Source organism: Pseudomonas sp. NPDC089530, assembly GCF_050280705.1.
In the GTDB taxonomy this organism is placed as follows: domain Bacteria; phylum Pseudomonadota; class Gammaproteobacteria; order Pseudomonadales; family Pseudomonadaceae; genus Aquipseudomonas.
In genome coordinates, this window is record NZ_JBNNVU010000006.1 from 132,536 (window position 1) to 151,668 (window position 19,133).

The 19,133-nt window shown below is 56.8% G+C and carries 12 protein-coding genes and 1 pseudogene; 1 reads left to right on the forward strand and 12 read right to left on the reverse strand.

Going from position 1 to position 19,133, the window contains the following annotated elements:
• Positions 1-73 precede the first annotated feature (73 nt).
• Positions 74-2,443 (forward strand): TonB-dependent receptor, encoded by a 2,370-nt coding sequence (locus tag ACQKQA_RS04230; RefSeq protein ID WP_427553854.1) that lies wholly within the window; start codon positions 74-76, stop codon positions 2,441-2,443.
• A 101-nt stretch (positions 2,444-2,544) separates the two neighbouring features.
• Here the strand turns inward: ACQKQA_RS04230 and ACQKQA_RS04235 are convergent, their stop codons facing one another.
• The 12 genes and pseudogenes from ACQKQA_RS04235 to ACQKQA_RS04290 form a co-directional block, all read right to left on the reverse strand.
• Positions 2,545-2,928 carry an immunity 22 family protein gene (locus ACQKQA_RS04235; protein WP_427553856.1) on the reverse strand — a complete coding sequence of 128 codons (384 nt, stop codon included), beginning with the start codon at positions 2,926-2,928 and terminating at the stop codon, positions 2,545-2,547.
• Positions 2,921-7,735: an RHS repeat-associated core domain-containing protein gene (locus ACQKQA_RS04240; RefSeq protein WP_427553858.1), complete on the reverse strand. Its 4,815-nt coding sequence runs from the start codon at positions 7,733-7,735 to the stop codon at positions 2,921-2,923. The genes ACQKQA_RS04235 and ACQKQA_RS04240 overlap by 8 nt, the downstream gene beginning before the upstream one ends.
• Positions 7,736-8,367: 632 nt before the next feature.
• Positions 8,368-9,036 carry a hypothetical protein gene (locus ACQKQA_RS04245; RefSeq protein WP_427553860.1) on the reverse strand — a complete coding sequence of 223 codons (669 nt, stop codon included), beginning with the start codon at positions 9,034-9,036 and terminating at the stop codon, positions 8,368-8,370.
• A gap of 251 nt (positions 9,037-9,287) precedes the next feature.
• The gene (locus tag ACQKQA_RS04250; RefSeq protein ID WP_427553862.1) at positions 9,288-9,731 is read right to left on the reverse strand and encodes a hypothetical protein; all 444 of its coding nucleotides are present in this window, start codon (positions 9,729-9,731) and stop codon (positions 9,288-9,290) included.
• A gap of 66 nt (positions 9,732-9,797) precedes the next feature.
• Positions 9,798-10,466 (reverse strand): hypothetical protein, encoded by a 669-nt coding sequence (locus ACQKQA_RS04255; protein WP_427553864.1) that lies wholly within the window; start codon positions 10,464-10,466, stop codon positions 9,798-9,800.
• A gap of 496 nt (positions 10,467-10,962) precedes the next feature.
• On the reverse strand, positions 10,963-11,313 hold the full coding sequence (locus ACQKQA_RS04260) for a hypothetical protein (RefSeq protein WP_427553866.1): 351 nt from the start codon (positions 11,311-11,313) through the stop codon (positions 10,963-10,965).
• 206 nt (positions 11,314-11,519) lie between these two features.
• A complete protein-coding gene (locus tag ACQKQA_RS04265; RefSeq protein WP_427553868.1) occupies positions 11,520-11,795 on the reverse strand; it encodes a hypothetical protein in 276 nt (91 codons plus the stop codon).
• A 507-nt stretch (positions 11,796-12,302) separates the two neighbouring features.
• Positions 12,303-12,689 (reverse strand): hypothetical protein, encoded by a 387-nt coding sequence (locus ACQKQA_RS04270; RefSeq protein WP_427553870.1) that lies wholly within the window; start codon positions 12,687-12,689, stop codon positions 12,303-12,305.
• 197 nt (positions 12,690-12,886) lie between these two features.
• Positions 12,887-13,252 (reverse strand): hypothetical protein, encoded by a 366-nt coding sequence (locus tag ACQKQA_RS04275; protein ID WP_427553872.1) that lies wholly within the window; start codon positions 13,250-13,252, stop codon positions 12,887-12,889.
• Positions 13,253-13,256: 4 nt separating this feature from the next.
• A complete protein-coding gene (locus tag ACQKQA_RS04280) occupies positions 13,257-17,978 on the reverse strand; it encodes an RHS repeat-associated core domain-containing protein (protein ID WP_427553878.1) in 4,722 nt (1,573 codons plus the stop codon).
• On the reverse strand, positions 17,978-18,715 hold the full coding sequence (locus ACQKQA_RS04285; RefSeq protein WP_427553874.1) for a DUF4123 domain-containing protein: 738 nt from the start codon (positions 18,713-18,715) through the stop codon (positions 17,978-17,980). The genes ACQKQA_RS04280 and ACQKQA_RS04285 overlap by 1 nt, the downstream gene beginning before the upstream one ends.
• A pseudogene (locus ACQKQA_RS04290) lies at positions 18,705-19,133 on the reverse strand (type VI secretion system tip protein VgrG); the annotation flags it as partial. The gene ACQKQA_RS04285 and the pseudogene ACQKQA_RS04290, both read right to left, overlap by 11 nt.

Sequence of the window (19,133 nt, forward strand, 5' to 3'; positions counted from 1 at the left end):
TCTTTGTAAAAACATAAATAAATAGCCAAAAAGAATATACGGATCAGCCTGTTTCATTGCCCAGGAGCCGCCCATGAGCCCGTTGAACCTTGCGTCCCCCACCTCGCCTCGACGGCTCAAGCGCCTGCCGCTGGCCCTGTTGCTGGCCGGCAGCGCCGGCTGGTCCCAAGGCTATGCCGCGGACGCCGAAGCGCCCGCCGAGGCCTCGGCCAAGGCCAGCGCTGGCAAGCCCGCCGCCAGCGGCCAGTTGGAAACCGTGACCGTGACCGCGCGCCGCCGCGAAGAGAGTTCCCAGGACGTACCGACGCCGATGAGCGTGATCGGCGGCCAGGCTCTGGAGAGCCAGCGGGTCTACCGTATCCAGGACCTGCAGCAACTGGTGCCCAGCGTCAACGTCGCCTACATGCATGCGCGCCAGTCCAGCGTGTCGATCCGCGGCCTGGGCAACAACCCGGCCAGCGACGGCCTGGAAGGCAGCGTCGGGCTGTACATCGACAACGTCTACCTGGGGCGGCCGGGCATGGCGGTGTTCGACCTGATGGACATCGAGCAGCTGGAAGTGCTGCGCGGCCCCCAGGGCACGCTGTTCGGCAAGAACACCACTGCCGGGGTGATCAATATCAGCACCCGCGCGCCGAGTTTCACCCCCGAGCGCAGCATCGAGACCTCGGTGGGCGAGGACGGCTACTTCCAGACCAAGGGCACCATTTCCGGGCCGTTGAACGACGAGCTGGCCGGGCGCTTTTCGGCGTACCGCACCCGCAGCGACGGCGACATCAAGAACGAGTTCGACGGCCATGACTTGAACGGCGGCTCGCGCCAGGGCTTCCGCGGGCAGCTGCTGTACAAGCCCAACGACAGCTTCAACCTGCGCTGGATCGGCGACTACAACGAAGAGGATTCCAGCGCCGGCACCCGGGTGCTGTACAGCACCGGGCCGACCATCAACGGCACCAACCTGTACCAGGCGCGGGCCAACGCGGCCGGGGCCACCCTGGTCGACGGCACGCACCGCAAGGTCAACCTGGACAACGATCAGCACGTCACGGTGTTCCAGGGCGGCACCTCGCTGGAGGCCAACTGGACCCTGCCCAGCGACTTCACCCTGACCTCGGTCAGTTCCTACCGCTGGTGGAACTTCACCCCGCGCAACGACGACGGCCTCAATGTGCCGGCGACCTACAACGCCGGGGTCTCGGTGGAAGACAAACAGTGGTCCCAGGAATTTCGCCTGGCCTCGCCCACCGGCGGCTTCTTCGACTACGTGCTGGGCGCCTACTACTTCGGTTCCGACCTGGACAACAAGTCCTTCGCCTATTACGGACCCAAGGCCGACATCTGGAACGGCACGCCCAACGGCGCGCTGAACAACGTCACCAGCATCGGCAACGGGCATATCCGCACCGACAGCTTCGCCCTGTTCGCCCAGGGCACCTGGCACCTCACCGAGCGCCTGGACTTCACTGCCGGCCTGCGCGGCACCTATGAGGAGAAAAGCGCCTGGGTGACCCGCAATGCGCCGGTGGGCGGCGCGGCGGTGAGCGGCGCCGCGGCCACCGCGCGGCGCGGGCGTGCCGGAGCCTACGATTCCGGCGACCTCAACCAGTACAGCACCAGCCCCTCGGGCCTGCTCAACCTCAGCTACCGCTTCACCGACGATGTGCTGGGCTACGCCACCCTGTCCCACGGCGAGAAGTCCGGCGGGGTCAACCTGGTGGTGGGCTCGGCCCCGACCGCCGGCGCCGACTCGCTGCTGATCGGCACCGAGCGCGCCAACAACGCCGAGCTGGGTTTCAAGAGCACCCTGTGGGACAAGCGCCTGCAACTCAACGCCAACCTGTTCTGGACCCAGGTCAACGGCTACCAGACCAACGCCTACGATGACGCCAACCGCGTGCAATACCTGACCAACGCCGGTTCGGTGCGCTCACGGGGCGTGGAATTCGAAAGCACGCTGATTCCTCTGCGTGGCCTGACCCTGAACTTCAACGGTTCCTATAACGACGTACGCTACCTGTCGTACAAGGATGCGCCATGCCCGCCCGAAGTCAGCCTGCGCCCGGGCGCCCCGGCCTCCTGCGACCTCAGCGGCCACCAGGTGGTCGGCGCCTCGAAATGGATCGGCAACGCCAACGGCGAATACAAGTGGAACCTGGAAAACGGCCTGGAACCCTACGTCACCGGCAGCTACGCCTTCCGCTCCAAGGCGGTGGGTACGGTGGAAGACTCCGACTACGGCCAGATCCCCAGCTACGCGGTGGTCAACCTCTCCACCGGCCTGCGCGGCAACTACGAACAGGGGCAGTGGGACGTGTCGCTGTGGCTGAAAAACGCCTTCGACAAGACCTACTACACCACGCTGTGGACCGGTGGGAACGGTGGGTATGAAGGCTTGTTGGGGACGCCGCGGACATTGGGCGTGACCGGGCGTTACGATTTCTGATTTATTCAAAAGCGGGTTTGCTCGCGATAGCTCCAGCGATTAACACTATGGTGCCTGTATCGCGAGTCAACGCGCTTGCTCAATAATCAGGGTTTGTATGGTTATTCACGGTATTCAAACTTTCCAATGTAAAGAAAGTACTTATCTCTTATGGCTTCTGCATCTGTAGAAGCATTGAATTCATAGTCGTAGATCAACACTATCGTGTCTATCGGTGTGTCGTTTGATAGGATTTTTTTGATCTTCATGTCGTTCAGAATATCGGTGTCATAAGAGAAGCCGTCAATTGCATCCGCGAATGAAGTTGTAAGCTCAATGGTTTCAGCTTCGATCTTGTCATCGTCGATATAGCCCAACGCAAAGGCATTGGTGAATTCGGATCCGAGAAAATCTCCGTCTTCAGAGTACGATGGCTTTAAGACTTCCCTGAGGGTGGAGTCTTCCCAATTTGTATTGGCAATCCATATAGATACAAATTTATTCATCGTTGTCTCCATGCTTACGGTAGTCGACCTGAATGTCTGGGGGGAGTGCCTTGGCGCCGCCTGATAGCCTATGATCCGCCCATTCATTTAAGCGAGATAGGTATTCGTCAGGGTTTTTCGACTGGTCAATCAGTTCAATGATTTCATTGTGCGCTCGCGTTGACCCCTTCCCACCATGTTTCCCTGAAGGGTTGATGAAGATTACCTCAGAGATTGGGGTCCTCGCTTCATAGATGAGATCTATCGATACGTCCCATCTTTTAAATATGTTTGCTCTTGAAACAACAAACCACTCGTGAAGCTTACCGGGAGCTCTTAGCCTGCTTTCGATATCTTGTCTGTTTTCTTTATTGGCCCAGACAGCATCAAAGTCATCCGGGGATATAGCGCTGAACCAATCGCGGAATGCATTGTTTTTGATGCTTGGGATCTTGATGCGTTCAGAGGTAATCAGCGGGCCGGGACGCTGGTATCGTTTCGAAAGGGTGTTGGTGCCAGTGGAAAACAACTGCTTGGAGTGACTCAAGAACCCGTTTCTTGAGGCTCGGATGAATAGCGTTGACGATGTTGTGCCCTTGCCGGCCGCTAATCCCAACGGATCGACCCACTCCGTTGGGTTATGTACGTATTGGTAGTTGTTCAGCCCTCCTGCGAGCCTGATCGGATCGGGTGTCAAAAACCGTCCGGTATCGGGGTGGTAGTAACGATGCAAGTTGTAGTGCAGCCCGGTTTCCGCATCGAAGTATTGCCCTTGGAACCGCAACGGATTGTCGATTTCCTCAATATCCAGCGCAGCCAGGTTGCCATAGGCCCGATACCTGGCCGACCACATGATTTCGCCGCTGTAGTCCGTCAGTTCCTGTGGTGTGCCGAGGTGGTCGAGTTGGTAGTAAAAGGGTTCGGCCTTGAGCGGGCCTTCGCCGTCGAGCATGGCCAACGGGCGGAAGGTGTCAGGTTCATAGAGGTAGCTGCGGTAGCGATTTTCAGCGCTTTCGGCGATCAGCCGTTCGCCTTGCCACAAGAATTCAGTGGTGCGGCCGTCGACGGTTTTGGCGATGCGCCGGCCAAAGGCATCGTACTTGTAGGTCGCGGTACGGCCCCCGGGGAGGCTGACACCGATCAGCCGATGCTGGCAGTCGTACCGGTACTCGGTGACCAGCTTCTGCCCGGTGCCGCGCCGTTCGCGGCTGAGGTTGCCAAAGGCGTCGTAGTCGAAGTGTCGGTCGCCCTGCATCAGCAGGCGGTTGCCTTTGACATTGGCTTGATCGGTGACGGGCTGATCGCCACCGCCCAGCAGGTTACCGGCGGGGTCGTGGGCGAAGCTTTCCGGGGTGCTGCCGCGTACGTGGATCAGACGGTCGAGCGGGTCGTACTGGTAGCGGCGATTGCCTTTGCGGCTGTCATCGATGCCCGCAAGGTTACCGTTGGCGTCGTAGGCGTAACGGCGCTTTAGCAGATTGTGGTTTTGCTGACTGATGTCATGGGCGTGCAGGCGCCCCTGGTCGTCGTACTGGTACTGACTAAGCAGCAACCCTTGTTGGCGCTGTCGTTCAAGGCCGGCGCTGTATTGGTGACGGGTCAGGCGCGAGCCGTTGAGGTCGATACCGCTCAACTGGCCCCCAGGTTGGTAGTGGTAGTCGAGCCGGCTGCCGTCCGGCAGGCGGTAGTGGCTGAGCTGGCCCAGCGTGTCGTATTGGTAGCGCAGGGTGCCCCAGCCCTGGTGTTCGGTGATCAGCCGGTCCTGCAGGTCGTATTCGTAGGCCAGTGGCCAGTGACCGTCGTCGACCCCGACCAGGCGGCCAAGGGTGTCATAGCTGTAGTGAATTTTTTCGCCGTCGGCCAGGGTCTTCACCAGCACGCGGCCGCTGGCATCGCGCTGGTATTCGGTGACCAGCTCGCTGCCGTCGTCGCCGAATTCGATTTTCTTCAGCAGGTTGCCGTTGAGGTCATAGGCATAGGCAGTACGGCGTCCGTCGAAGCTGGTTTCCTGTTGGATCAGGCCGTTGGGGTAATAGTCCAGGCGATACTGCTCGCCGCGTTCATTTTCGATTTCGGTCAGCCACAGGCGAGCGCTGTCGTACCGGTAATTGAGCTGGCTACCATCGGCGTTGATGCGTCGACTGACCAGGTGCAGCCCATCGGCGTATTCGTAGCGCGTGATGCGTCCCAGCTCATCGCGCTCGCCAGTGACCTTGCCATAGGCGTTGTAGCTGAAGGCGCGGGTGGCGCCGCCGGGCAGGGTGATCAGGCTGAGGCGGTTGGCGGCGTCCCATTGGTACTGGGTGATGGTGCCGTTTTCATCCTGGCGGGTGATCTGCCGGCCCAGGGCGTCGTAGCGGTACTTACGTTGCCCACCGTCGGGCAGCTGTTCTTCCAGCAGCTGGCCGAGGTTGTTCCAGCCCAGCCGATGATGGCTTTCGTCGGGATAACGAATTTCCAGCAGACGGCCCTGGCGGTCGTAGCTGTAGCGGGTGGTATTGCCGTCGGGGTCGGTCTGGCGGGTGATATCGCCTTGAGCGTTGTATTCATACTTCCAGCTTGCCTGGCCACGATGCATCTCGCTGACCAGGCCGTTTTCGTACTCGTAGGTGATGGGCTCGTCTTCGGGCGCGATCACCGCGATCTGCTGGCCAGCCTCGTCGTAATGGTATTCGGTGATGGCGCCCAGCGGGTCCTGTTCGGCAATCAACCGGCCCTTGTCGTCATAGGCCTTGAGGTACTCGGCGCCGTTGGGATCGACTTTGCCGATCAGCCGGGCCTGACCGTCATGGGTATAGATCTCTTCGCTCCCATCGGCATAGATGACCGTGACGCCGCCCTGGTCATCCCAGACATAACGCTGGCTTACCTGGGCGAAGCTGGCCCAGTGTCGAACGCAGCGGGAGTGCTTGCCCTGGCGTTCCCATTCCCAATAGAAGCTCGCCCCGCCCGCCAACTGCCGCTCGAGAATGACGTGCTGCTCGTTATAGCGGTAATGCTCGGCTTCGCCTGCCGCGTTCTTGGCCTCTACCAAGCGATGTTGCGCATCGTAGCGGTAGCTGACCAGGGTCTTGAGCGTGCTCCAGCTGTCTTCCTGGGTGTCCGCGGGGACGAACTGCTGGTAGTCGACGGCGACGATGTGGGTGCGGTCATAACGCAGTAGCAGGGCGCGGCCGGCGCCATTGTCGAGACGTTTGATGCGCCCCTGGATATCGCGGGTGATGTGCAGGCGGTTGTCATAGGCATCGCTGATGGCGACCAGCGTCGCGCCACGGTTGTCGTAGCGAAAGTGAAAGAGCTGCGCTGTCTCGCCGGCCTGGCTCAGGATCAGCTCGGCGGGATCGTCGCCGCGAAAGATCGCCGCCCGTGACAGCGTATTGGTGATGGTCGGGTGCTGCTCGTCGGGCAGGGGGAAGGTCGTCGAGCGGTTTTCGTGGTCGGTCCAGATGACGCTGTCGCCATGGATTTCCAAGCGTTGGGCGAGGGCATGGCTCCAGCCATGACCCAGGCCGCAGTCGATTTCGGCGGCACTGGTGCGATACAGGCGGGTCCACTTGAAGGGCAGCAAGCCATCCAGTTCACCGTCGGTCAGCGTCAGCAGTTCCTCGCCGGTCACCATCGACACCGGGCAACCGTTGGTGCAGGTGTTGCTGGCGGCGTCGTTGATTTTTTGATCGGGGGTGGTGGCCGGGCTGGAGGCGTCGGGCAGCGCTGGGTAATCGCTGAGTTGAGTGTTGCGCCTGCCGTCGAAGTAGAGTCTTACCAGGCCGTTCTTGGCCAACATCATTACACCGCGCGCGGCCACGGTTGTGTATTGCGCGAGGTACTGGAGATGGGAATCGGTGATTGAATAAACGGCGGCAAGAAAGTCATTCACCGCATTGAAGTCGCCCTTGGCGTTCAGACGGCGGTTCAGGTAACTGTCCCCGAGCCCGCTGGACGCAATGTTCAGCACGACGGCCAGCACCATGTCGATCAAGGCCGAAATGATGTTGGAAGAAATCGTGAGGGCCGTCGTGTGGGGGTATTGGGTGGGTGGCAGTGTGCTGAGCCAGATCGAGGCGCTGCGTACCAGCAGGAACAGTGCAGCCTCATCGCTGGCCAGTAGCATCGCCCGCTTCATGGCGTCGGGCGTGGTTTCTGCCAGCTCCGCCAGTGATTGCGCCTCGCCTTCCAGCAGTGCGGTATGCCTCATGGGATCTTTCAGGATGTCGAGGACACACCTGATTTGGCTCCAGACACCGTTGATGGTGTCCCTGTCCCCGGCAAAGATTCCCATTTGTATGGGGTGCAGCAATATATAGACCGACTGTTTTGGCCACTGTGGTTTGAAACCGGCCCACTCTTCACGTAGCCAGTCTTCCAGAGTGCCGCCAAGCTCGTCATAGACGTTAAACAGGGTATCGATGTCTGCCGGCGTCACGCCGTTGTGCACGCGGATGTTGTAGTACTCGCCTGGCGTCCCCTGAAAATACCCCTTGCCCTCTTCATCAAGCGTCAGCGTGGCCTGTGTACCCCTCAGGAAAGAAACCACCTCGACCTGGATGCCGCCAAGAGGAATGTCATAGGTCGATTTCAGTTTGCTCTCGATCAGCAGTGGTTCGCCGAGTGGGCATCGAGCAATGCAGGAGAGCGGGCTTTCAAAGTTTGTGAAGCGGCTGCCGCTGTATCCGATCACAGCCTCCATGGCCAGCAGGGAAGGCCTGCTCCTTTCGAAGGGAAGGTCTTGCGAGGCTTGGGCATACCAGCCTCTGAGCTGCTCGTGATAACGCGTCAGGCTGTTTTTGAACGTATCCAGTTGCTGTTCGATTGCGGCAATGCGATCCATCACGTTGCTCCAGAATCAGGTGGCCAGGTAGCACCTCATGTAGCCGTCCGATGGTTCTTTCGATGGCGCTCCAGGGCGCGTCTGGCGAGGCGCCTGCTGCGCTCGTGGTCAGGTGGGGAATCTGCAGAAGGCCCGCCACGCTGAGCTGGCAGGCGCAGGGGCAAAGGGCGCCATTGCCGGGTGCGAGGGTTCGCCAGGGCGTCTGGAAGCCAGGCAACGCGAGCCCGGTGGGATGCCTTGAACATTCCTTGTTCCTCGCGCAATGCCGCGCACATTCCTGCACCGTGATGCATCGACCGCGCGTGGCGATCGGTGGTATCGCCTTGACTCGAGATCGCAGCCTGATCAAGCCCGGTCAGCGCCAGGGACCTGCGGGAGTCGGGGGACGGTGCACCCTGGGGATTGGCCATTTTCCGGCCGTACAAATGCACGGTACCGAACATCGCGATGGCCTGGCGAAAGGGAGTGTAGTCGTGTTTTTGCGCGCTAGTGGCAGAGCGGCATCAGGGCCGGATCAGAGGTGATCCAGGCCATCAAATGGGGGCACAGGTCGAGCCGCGCGGCCAGCCCGTTTGCATCTGGCCTGACGCAGCGCGGTCAACCAAGCGTCGACCGGCTGCTCCTGCAGACGGTTACTTGCAGCTGTAATTGTCAGGCATGGTCACCGTGTAATTGCGCTGCACCCGGTCGCGGAAATCCAGGTTCTGCAAACCCTGTTGCACTACAAAGGCCTCGACCTTGGCGTCCTGGCAATCGTCGTTCTGCGACGACACCCGCAGCAGATACACCGCCCGTTTGCTGGCCTCGTCCCGGGCGGTCACGGTGAACGTGGTCAGCCTGGCATACCCGGTCCGCTCCGAAGTACCGACCGGACCATAAGAGGTATTGGGCGTACTGGTGCAGACCAGCTTGTCCTTTTTCTTGCCATCCTTGCATACCGTGGAAGTACTGTTCTGCACCTGCCCGTACTCGGTGGCGGTATAGCGATACGTCACCTGCTTGCTGCCGATATCCAGCATCACCGTCATCTTGATCGGCGCATGCTTCTTCGGCAGCGTCGCCTCGGTGAACACCTCCCGGAACCCCTGGTCCTTCATGGCATTGACCATGTCGCGCAGGTAATAACGGGCATTCAGCGAATTCTCATCATTGCCCTGGGTCGCCGTCACCAACACCGGCGCCTGCCGGTCGAAGGCATAGTCCGGATCCGGCGTGCCATTGAGCGCCACGTCGAGCTTGGTGGCGCAGCCGGTGAGCAGGAGGGAAAGGAGGAGGAGGGGGTAAAGCGTGTATCGAGTCATGAGGGTCTTCGTTGTGTAGCGGGGGAGTGGATAGGGATTAAACGGATGAACGGCGGAATAAACAAATGGGCAGTGGGGGTGAGGGTACGGGTTGCCGAGTTTACGGCCGGTTAATGCGCCTGCCAGGTGGGGGGCGCAAGGGGAGGGAGCATGACGGGTTTGGCGGGGGAGATGGTTGTGGTTTTTTGTCGCTGTGCGATGGGCTTTGGCGGGATTGCGCTATTCAGGTTTATCGAAGGGTGCCCGCTTGATCATTCTTGTATGGGGATTGGTGGGGATATAAAAACTTCACCGTTGATTGTGATTCTATTGCCAGTGATCTTCGTGGTGTAAATGTTGTTTATCACCAACTCGTATTTTTTCTTGCGGGTGAATAACTCCTCAAAAATATTGAAGTATAGAAAATCTTGAATAAGCGAAGCAGCTGTTTCTTTATTGTTCCTGAAAAGTTCTACAAAGCTCGGATAACCCAAATTTCCTAGCTCCGGTATGTCCATATATCCTTGGGACAGATCATCAGTTCTGCACTCCTCAATAAAAGAGTCGGCTTTGTCTATAAAGTCACTGCTTAATTCGTTGAGTTCAATGTTGAACTCGAAGCTTTGTGATTTTATTGTTAGTTTTTCTCCGAAGCCTGGTTCTCTGTGACCAACTACGTCGATGCTTACTTCTTTGTTGCCGGATATGAAAATCATGGTTTCTCTCCAGATGAAGCGGATGTGGTTTTACCCTCATCATGAGGATGTAGGCGGGTTGGTGTGTCAGTCGCACTGTGTAACTATATATACACGGTCGTCGAAATCTCCGGCTTTGCTTCCAAAGAAATAGACTTCGTTCTGATTGAATAAAATATAGTTTCTCTTTGTGCGGGGCTTGCTTTCGCCAAAGATGTCCATTTCTTGTTGCGCAGGTGCGGTGTCAGTAATCGGAAATGATTGCTCTCCATATACTTGCAATAAAAAGTCCAAAGCCGCTCCCTTGTACTGGCCCGGCGTCTCATCATCCAGGACCCACTTGGGCTTGTCGCCAGCCCAACCGAACACGTCACGGCCTTCGCTATGGCTAAACGCCAAAGGAGTCATTGCAATCCGTAACGGGTAGTCACTCACATAGACCTTTTCTTCATTCTTGAAAAGAAAGACCGCGAAATGTTTTTGGTAGTCTCTTAAGAAATTGTCTGGAATGGTTGCTCCCAATAGTGGGACCTTGAGCATTTCAGGAATCGTATAGTCTTCGTTGAAGTCATCTGTTGCTGCAAAAACACTAAGCGTGTAGCCATGCAGTGAATGAGCTTCTGGAAACTGCAGGGTGAAATAAAAGCTCATCAGGCTGCCGTTTGGGCTTTTGGGGATACTTAATCCTCGGGGAATGGCTGGTTTTCCCCCAATATATGAGTCGGATTCGGTTTTTTGGGATTTATTGATGTACATGGTTTTTAACTTGGATTTTTGGAAGATGGGTAGGGTTCTATCGGTGTTGGGCTTGTCGGGTTGAGAGAGTTTTTAAGCTGCAAAGTCATGTTTCTAGCATGTAGCTCTCGATTGTGTCTATTAACTCCAGTTTGCACCTTGTTCTGAATTCACGTATGTATTCTTCAGAGTTTTTTATGGGGTTTCCATATTTGTCATATTTTATGGTCAAAAAGTCTACTACGAACTCTCCGGACGGGTCTCCTTCTGGCTCTAGTCGTGCATCGAAACAATGGCCAGTGCTTCTTCGTGCGCCACCAATAAGTACGGAACTACTGTACCAGCCAGACGTTCTCTCTGTTAGCTCAACTTCGAATAGGTTGTTTATGGTTATTGTCCATCCGCTTGGCACTCGTATGGCTTGAAGATGGTATTCTAATTTTTCTCTCAATTTGATTTTTCCATATGCTGTTTGATCTGTTTCGGTGGCTTAGCTCACAGTTAAGGGATTGTGATGTTATTCATAAAGCCCTTTGGATGAGTTAAGGGTGTTAATCATTTCCTCTTCTGATATTGAAAACTCACTAAGGTTGTCAGGGTCTAGGTCCCCCCAGTCTTGGTCGTCGTCAATTTCAAGAAAGAGAAGTGGATTTTTTTTGCCACTAAAAAAACTAATGATGTCGCGAATGTCGGTCTCTCGCTCTACGTGATCGTTTCCATATAAGTCACACGTGTAAAAAAAGCCTCTATCTCCCATGCTTAGTTTTTTTTGAGAACCCGTTAATGACATTTTGAATCGTTGATGTAAGAACTTGGCGATCTCGAGATCGTTAGTAGGAACTGCAGAGGCGATGCTTATTTTTGACATTTTCAAATGTCCTCAGAAATAAGTTTGTTAAATGGTTTTCCTTTGGTTTTATTTTGAAACTCCCCGTCGTGCCACCTATACAAAAGCCATCTCTAGTCGTTGGATAGATAGTAAATCCGCAGTTGGCGGTGCTGGCCACCGTCGGAAGATCAGCGCAGTTCGTCAGACAGCGCTGATAGAACATCCCTGATTTTTAAAGAACGGGTTTAAGCGTTCAGAACCTGATCCTGCAATCTGCGGCCGATGACATCCATCAAGTCGCAGCCGTCGCGGAGTGGGATGACGATCACTCGCGACAAATCTTGTAGCAGTAGCGGGTCGCTGTTGAAATTTTCGGTTAGAGAAATCGTTTCGAGTAGTCGGGTTACGCATCGGATGCGGTATGCGGCGGTGTCATGCAGCACGTCCACAGGTGCCTGAGTATCAATCAGTAGCGAGGGAAAGTTGTTGTCGATGCCGGTGATGGGCATGTATCGATTCATGATGAAGCTCCTTTAGCAATTCGATGAACTGCTTTCTCACTTCCACATGAGTGGTGGCAGCTGTACGCGGGTGTGGAAGACCGGGGCTAAAGGAACCCGGCGCACTCGAAAGTGCCCCGCGCACAGCGGCCGCAACACAATAATGCAGGAATAAGAAAATACCTACATGTGTTTTTGGGCGCTTTAGCGCCTTTAGCTATAGAACGGACTTCCACATCCGATCGCTGATTTTGCAGCGACTTAAAGATGCTATCTAGACGGATGCCTTGGCACAAGAATGCAAGTCGATATTGATTGTAGGAAAATTCTTTGAAGTCTGTAGGGGAACTCTAGTGAATAGCATCGTAGGATTGGTCGAAACTTCAGGGGGACTGATGTTTTTAATTTTGTTGTCTGCAGGTGTTTGATGGTTGCTATATTTTTACTTTTGTAATGAAATTAATTGACTAGATGGTGCCATATTTAAAATATAGGTCCTGCTCATGAGCTCTGCTGAAGCAAGAAATTCTAGAGATTTGTAGGGTATAACGATATGTGCGTTGCTGTAAAATCTACATATTCTGGAGGTGGGTCTACTTTCTTATTTGTTGACAACATGACTATAGAGTTATCTAGCTCTACTACTGCCAAGCCGTCATCCTCACTAGAAATTAATTTGGCCGTTACGTGAATAGTTCCTTGGCAATTTTCAATGGATGATGAAGCTTTCGCTGAGGATTTTATGTTTTTACCCCAGAAAAAGTCATCATCAATTTCTACTTCTACATCATGTGTTTGTCCTTTAGCGGTCGGTCGGGCTCTCCAATGGGCCAAGCCATTACCGACAAAGGTCGAGAACTCTACAAATGATCTTTCAGTATCTGATTGTGCTGCGCTAAGAATTGTAACTTTCATTCATTTAGTCCCCAAGGGAGCGCGAGCAACGGTGTATTTACATCCATGGCGTTGTTCTTTATATCAAGTGTTCACGTTTTTTCGTGATAATGATGCTTGTTGGTTTCCCTATTAATCTCATGTACCCTATGTCGAAAGTCTCAGGGTTCCTAATTTAGGTAGGCGTCCAAGTGACTGTGTCCATATTGGTCTTCTGACTATTCTTTTTCTTGAAATCGTTTTTCTAAGCTTGAACACTTCAATAGTATTTTTTCATAATCTTGGGTGACGTTCTTTTTGCACCAGTTTGTTATGAAGGATGTGCCATCAGAAAATGAGAGGACTACATGGTCATCCATAAATTCAAAAGCCATACCATCTTTTAAATAGTCAGGAACATTCTCGAAGTCATCGTCAATACTGAGATAAATTCCAGACATCTCTATTCCGAAACCTTCTGAGTTTACAAGTCTGTCCAAGGCTACGGGAAGAAAGCTTGGGTTCTTTAGGGAGGACGAGTCCCTAAGGTCAAGCAAGCAGTTATGAAGAATGCTTATTTGTTTCTCTGTTAACTTCATGTTCATCGGTCTACTTCATGGATGGGTGGAAGTTTGTGACGGTTGTAAGTGTTTCATCTAGGTATATTCTGAAATTCATGCCGTTGTGCGATGCGCTATATACTCGGTTGCCACTAGCTTTTGCTGCGCTATATCCACTAGCTGCGGCATCCTTGCCTGCTTCGAACATGCTGTCTGTAGAGATGACTTTAGGGTCGTAAACAGTTTTAGGATTTCCAAATTCTTTTATCACTCCTGTAGGTTTTCCTGTCCTATCTAGAGCATCCCTTCCATAAGTAATTTCTGAGAGGCCTGGAACTGTCGGGCTTTGAGTTTCAGAGATTATGTGCAAGTTATTATCTTTTATTGCTTGCATAAACTCATCTCGATTGTGTGCACCTTTGATACCCGTTTTGGTACTGTACCCGTCGGCTTTTTCCATATGGTGTTTTGCATTATTACTGATTGGCGTGCCTTTGTGAGGCGTTGAGCCTGGACATCCATTCAGCCCCAATGGGTCCACCCACCCCGTTGGGTTGATCACGTACTGGTAGTTGTTCAACCCACCCGCCAACTTGATCGGGTCCGGCGTCAAAAACCGTCCAGAGCTCGGATTGTAGTAGCGATGGCGGTTGTAGTGCAGTCCGGTTTCGGCATCGAAATACTGACCCTGGAAGCGCAGCGGGTTGTCGATTTCGGAAACATCCAGCGCAGCCAGATTGCCGTAGGCGCGGTACTTCGCCGACCACATGATCTCGCCGCTATAGGCGGTCAGTTCCTGTGGTGTGCCGAGGTGGTCGAGTTGGTAGTAGAACGGCGTGGCCCGAGTCGGGCCTTCGCCATCGAGCATCGCCAGCGGGCGGAAGGTGCCGGGCTCGTAGAGGTAAGTGCGATAGCGGTTCTCGCCGCTCTCGACGATCAGCCGTTCGCCTTGCCAGAGGAACTCGGTGGTGCGGTCATCGATGGTCTTGGCGATGCGACGGCCAAAGGCGTCGTACTTGTAGGTGGCGGTGCTGCCACCCGGCAGGCTGACGCCGATCAGGCGGTGCTGGCAGTCGTACTGGTATTCGGTGACCAGCTTCTGGCCGGCGCCACGGCGTTCGCGGCTGAGGTTGCCGAAGGCGTCGTAGTCGTAGTGGCGGTCGCCCTGCATCAGCAGGCGGTTGCCTTTGACGTTGGCCAGGTTGGCAGCGGGCTGGTCGCCTTGGCCGAGCAGGTTGCCGGCCGGGTCGTGGGCGAAGCTTTCCGGGGTGGTGCCGCGTACGTTGATCAGGCGATCCAGCGGGTCGTAGTGATAACGCAGGTTGCCCTTGCGGCTGTCGTCGATGCCGGCCAGGTTGCCGTTGGCATCGTAGGCATAGGCGCGGCGGTACAGGTTGTGCTGCTGGCCGTGCTGTTGCTGGCTGACGCTGTGGGCCTGCAGGCGGCCTTGTTCGTCGTACTGGTACTGGCTGAGCAGCAGACCTTGTTGGCGCTGCTGTTCGCGGCCGGCATTGAACTGGTGGCTGGTCAGGCGCGAGCCGTTGAGGTCGATGCTGCTGAGCTGGCCGCCAGGGGCATGGCGGTAGTCGAGCTTGCTGCCGTCGGGCAGGCGGCAATGGCTCAGTTGGCCGAGCTTGTCGTACTCGTAGCGCAGGGTGCCCCAGCCCTGGTGTTCGACGATCAGGCGGTCTTGCAGGTCGTATTCGTAGGCCAGCGGCCAGTGGCCGTCGTCGACGCTGACCAGGCGCCCAAGGGCGTCGTAGCTGTAGTGGGTCTCTTCGCCATCGGCCAGGGTTTTCACCAGCAAGCGGCCGGCGGCATCGCGCTGGTATTCGGTGACCAGTTCGCTGCCGTCGTCGCCGAATTCGGTTTTCTTCAGCAGGTTGCCATTGAGGTCGTAGGCGTAGGCGGTGCTGCGCCCGTCGAAACCGGTTTCCTGCTGGATCAGGCCATTGGGGTAGTAATCCAGGTGGTACTGCTCGCCGCGCTCGTTTTCGATATCGGTGAGCAGCAGGCGCGCGTTGTCGTAGCGGTAGCGCAGCTGGCTGCCGTCCGGGTTGATGCGGCGGCTGACCAGGTGCAGGTTGTCGGCGTATTCGTAGCGGGTGACGCGGCCCAGCTCGTCGCGTTCGGCGGTGACTTTGCCGTAGGCGTTGTAGCTGAAGGCACGGGTCGCGCCGCCGGGCAGGGTGATCTGCGCCAGGCGGTTGGCGGCGTCCCATTGGTACTGGGTGATGGCGCCGCTTTCGTCCTGGCGGGTGATCTGCCGGCCGAGGGCGTCGTAGCGGTATTTGCGCTGGCCGCCGTCGGGCAGGCGTTCTTCCAGCAATTGGCCGAGGCCGTTCCAGCCCAGTTGATGATGGCTGCCGTCGGGGTGGGTGATTTCCAGCAGGCGGCCCTGGCGGTCGTAGCTGTAGTGGGTCTGGTTGCCGTGTGGGTCGGTCTGGCGAGTGATGTCGCCTTGAGGGTTGCGCTGGTATTTCCATGTCGCGTTGCCGCGATGGACGGCACTGACACGACCGTTGTCGTATTCGTAGGCAGTGGGTTCATCTTCCGGCGGAATCACCGCCACCATGTCCCCGGCTTCGTCGTAGCGATATTCGGTCACTGCTCCGAGTGGATCCTTTTCCGCTATCAGCCGACCTTTTTCGTCATAGGCCTTGAGGTGTTCGGCGCCGTCCGGATCGACCTTGCTGATCAGTCGCGCCTGCTCATCGTGGGTATAGATCTCTTCGCTGCCATCGGCGTTGATGGCCGTGACGCTGCCTTTGTCATCCCAGATATAGCGCTGGTCCATTTGCGCGAAGTTCGCCCAGTGATGGATACAGCGTGAGTCCTTGCCCTGGTTTTCCCATTCCCAGAAGAAGCTTGCGCCTCCGGCCAGTTGCCGCTCGAGAATGACGTTTTGCTCATCGTAGGTATAACGCTCCGCTTCGCCCGCGGCGTTCTTCGCTGCTATCAGGCGGTGCTGTGCGTCGTAGCTATAGCTGACCAGAGTCTGAACGGTACTCCATGCGTCTTCGAGTGTGTCTGCCGGGGTGAACCGCTGGTAATCGACAGCGACGATTAATGTGCGGTCGTAACGCAGCAACAGGGCGCGCCCTGCACCGTTGTCGATACGTTTGATCCGGCCCTGAATGTCGCGGGTAATGTGCAGGCGGTTGTCATAGCTGTCGCTGATGGCGATCAGGCTTGCGCCCTGGCTGTTGTAGCGGAAATGGTAGAATCGCGACGATTTGCCGGCCTGGGACAGGATCAGTTCGGAAGGATCGTCTCCCAGGAAAATCGCTGCCCGGGAAAGGGTGTTGGTAATGGCCGGACGTTGTTCGCTGGGTAGGGGAAAGGTCGTCGAGCGGTTTTCATGGTCGGTCCAGACGACGGTTTCGCCATCGATCTCGACACGCTGCGCCAGGGCATGGCTCCAGCCATACCCCAGCCCACAGTTGAGTTCCGCAGCGCTGGTGCGATACAGGCGCGTCCATTCAAATGGCAGCAGCCCATCCAGCTCGCCGTCGGTCAGGGTCAGCAGTTCTTCGCCGGTGACCATCGATACCGGGCAGCCGCTGGTGCAGGTATTGCTGGCGGAGTCGGCATTGCGCTTGGCTGGAGTCGTTGCAGAGCGGGAGGCGTCGGGGGCTGCTTGCCTTCCCCCAAGCCTGGAGTTTTTTCTACCATCGAAACGAACTTGAACCACACCTTTCTTGGCTGCTGTCTGTATGCCACGTGCAGCCACTTCCGTGTACTTCTTGATGTAGCCCATGAAGCTGTTGATGATTTTGAAAACGGACTCGACAAAGCGTGTCGCGGCTTTGACGATGACCTGGCCATATTTCTTCAGGCGCAGGGCCAGGTAGACGACCCCCATGCCTTCCAGGGCAATGGTCAGCACGATGCCCAGGATGATATCGATCAGGATCGAAACCACGGCGGAAGAAACGGCTTTGGCCGCTTCGCCGGCAATTTGAGTGGGGGGCAGCGCACTGAGCCAGATTGATGCGCTGCGTAGCAGGAGAAACAGCGCTGCTTCATCGCTGGCGAACAGCATCGCCTTGCGCATGACATCAGGGGCTTCCTTGGCCAGCTTGGCGAGTTTTTCCGCGCCCGCCCCCAGCCGGTCGACGTACTTCATCGGGTTTTGCAGGATGTCGAGAATGAGCGTGATGCCGTCCCACACGCCTTTGATCGCTTCCCAACTGCCCGCGAGGATGCCGTTGCCGACGGCTTTCAGCGAGGCCGCCGCCGACTGAGTGGACCATTGCGGCTTGAAAACGGCCCATTCCTTGCGCAACCAGCTTTCCAGCTCGCCAGTCAGGCCGTCATAGGATTTGAACAGCGTATTGACCTGAGCGGGAGTGACCTCGTTCTGCACGCGGATCTTGTAGAACTCTCCCGGCTTGCCTTGAAAACTGGCTTTGCCCTTGTCGTCCAGCATCAGTTTGGTGGCTGCGCCACCTTTGACGGGAATGACTTCGACCTGGATACCACCCAATGGGATGTCATAGACCGACTCGAACTTGCTCTCGATCAGCAACGGACCTTTCAGCGGGCACTGCGCAACGTTGGAGGTGAAGCTGCCGTCGGTTATGCTGACGGCTTTGCTGGTGCCACCGACCTTGATCACCCGTTCCATGCCCAGCAAGGAAGGCATATCCGTTTTCTCGCTCACAGCATCTGCAGCTTGCGCGTACCACTTTTCGGTCTGCTCGCGGTACAGCGTCAGGCTGCCTTTGAACGAGTTCAGTTGTGCTTCGATATCGGCAACGCGACCCATCATCCTTGCTCCAGAGTCAGGTGGTTAAGCAGTGCTTCGTTAAGGGCTTTCGGGGCGTCCGGTCGGCGCACGAAGTGCGCGACCTTGTGGCGTAACACGGCCTCCGGGAAAGCGTCGTACAGGTCTGGGCGTTCCTCGCTCAGCCATTGCATCAGGTTGTCGATCAGGGTGGTCGGGTCCTGCTTGGTCAACTGGTCGAGCAGGGCCTTCGGGACTTCCCACCACGGCCATTGCTTGGCCTTGGGCACCGGGCGTGAGCCGGTGTCCAGGGGTTGGCCGTTGATCCAGTAACGGTTGAAGACCGGCAGTACTTCCCCGGCGGCAGCGCCGAGGCCTTGCAGGATCGGGTAGATATGCCGCCCATCCCAAAACCGGAAAAACACCTCCGCCCCATCCGGCATCTTCACCTGGGTCAAGCTGCGCAGGTGTTCGAACACCACCTCCGGTTCACAGGTGGAGACGGCCAGCCAGCCCCAGTCGTCGGCGTCGGTGCTGGCGATCCAGTCGAGGAACGGTGCGTTCGGCTTGAGTTCGACGAGGTAAGGCATCACCGGCTGCCAGTCGGCGTAGGGCGTGCCGCTCCAGATCGGGGTCAGGCCGCTGGCGCCCTGGGTCTGGTAGAAATCCTTGAGCGGGTCGGCGTCGCTGGCGTTGCTGACGACCAGGTACAGGCGCTCGTCGGCTTGCAGGGGCTGGCTGGCGAGCCAGGCCTGGGGTGTCAGGCGATCAGATGGCACAGGCACCGTCCTTGCATTTTTCGCACTCTTCGCAGAACGGCGCGTTGCGCTTGAGGGTGTTGATTTGCGCCGGGGTCAGCAGGGCGCCGGCCTTGGCGGCGTCGGCCTGCTTCAGCACGCCCGGCATCAGCGGTGCGGCGCCGGAGCCGCTGCCCGGGCCGCCGCCGGAGTTGACCTTGACCTGCGGGCCGCTGATGGTCACGCCGCCGGCATCGAGCTTGACGAAGCTGCCACCACCCTTGAGGGTCAGTTCGCTGCCGGCTTCGAGCACCACTTTCACCCCGGCATTGAGGTGGATTTCCTGGCCAGCCTCGATGAACTGTCCGGTGCCGATCTTGATGTGCTGGTTGGCGCCGACGGTCAGATGGTCGCTGGCGCGGGCCTCGACCTTGCGGTCGGCGTGCACGGTGTGGTGTTC

Bases quoted from the DNA above. Each gene is read 5' to 3' on its own strand.
- ACQKQA_RS04230 (WP_427553854.1), top strand. From the start codon at position 74: ATGAGCCCGTTGAACCTTGCGTCCCCCACCTCGCCTCGACGGCTCAAG.
- ACQKQA_RS04250 (WP_427553862.1), bottom strand. From the start codon at position 9,731: ATGATTTTCATATCCGGCAACAAAGAAGTAAGCATCGACGTAGTTGGT.
- ACQKQA_RS04255 (WP_427553864.1), bottom strand. From the start codon at position 10,466: ATGTACATCAATAAATCCCAAAAAACCGAATCCGACTCATATATTGGG.
- ACQKQA_RS04260 (WP_427553866.1), bottom strand. From the start codon at position 11,313: ATGTCAAAAATAAGCATCGCCTCTGCAGTTCCTACTAACGATCTCGAG.
- ACQKQA_RS04240 (WP_427553858.1), bottom strand. From the start codon at position 7,735: ATGGATCGCATTGCCGCAATCGAACAGCAACTGGATACGTTCAAAAAC.
- ACQKQA_RS04235 (WP_427553856.1), bottom strand. From the start codon at position 2,928: ATGAATAAATTTGTATCTATATGGATTGCCAATACAAATTGGGAAGAC.
- ACQKQA_RS04280 (WP_427553878.1), bottom strand. From the start codon at position 17,978: ATGGGTCGCGTTGCCGATATCGAAGCACAACTGAACTCGTTCAAAGGC.
- ACQKQA_RS04265 (WP_427553868.1), bottom strand. From the start codon at position 11,795: ATGAATCGATACATGCCCATCACCGGCATCGACAACAACTTTCCCTCG.
- ACQKQA_RS04245 (WP_427553860.1), bottom strand. From the start codon at position 9,036: ATGACTCGATACACGCTTTACCCCCTCCTCCTCCTTTCCCTCCTGCTC.
- ACQKQA_RS04275 (WP_427553872.1), bottom strand. From the start codon at position 13,252: ATGAACATGAAGTTAACAGAGAAACAAATAAGCATTCTTCATAACTGC.
- ACQKQA_RS04270 (WP_427553870.1), bottom strand. From the start codon at position 12,689: ATGAAAGTTACAATTCTTAGCGCAGCACAATCAGATACTGAAAGATCA.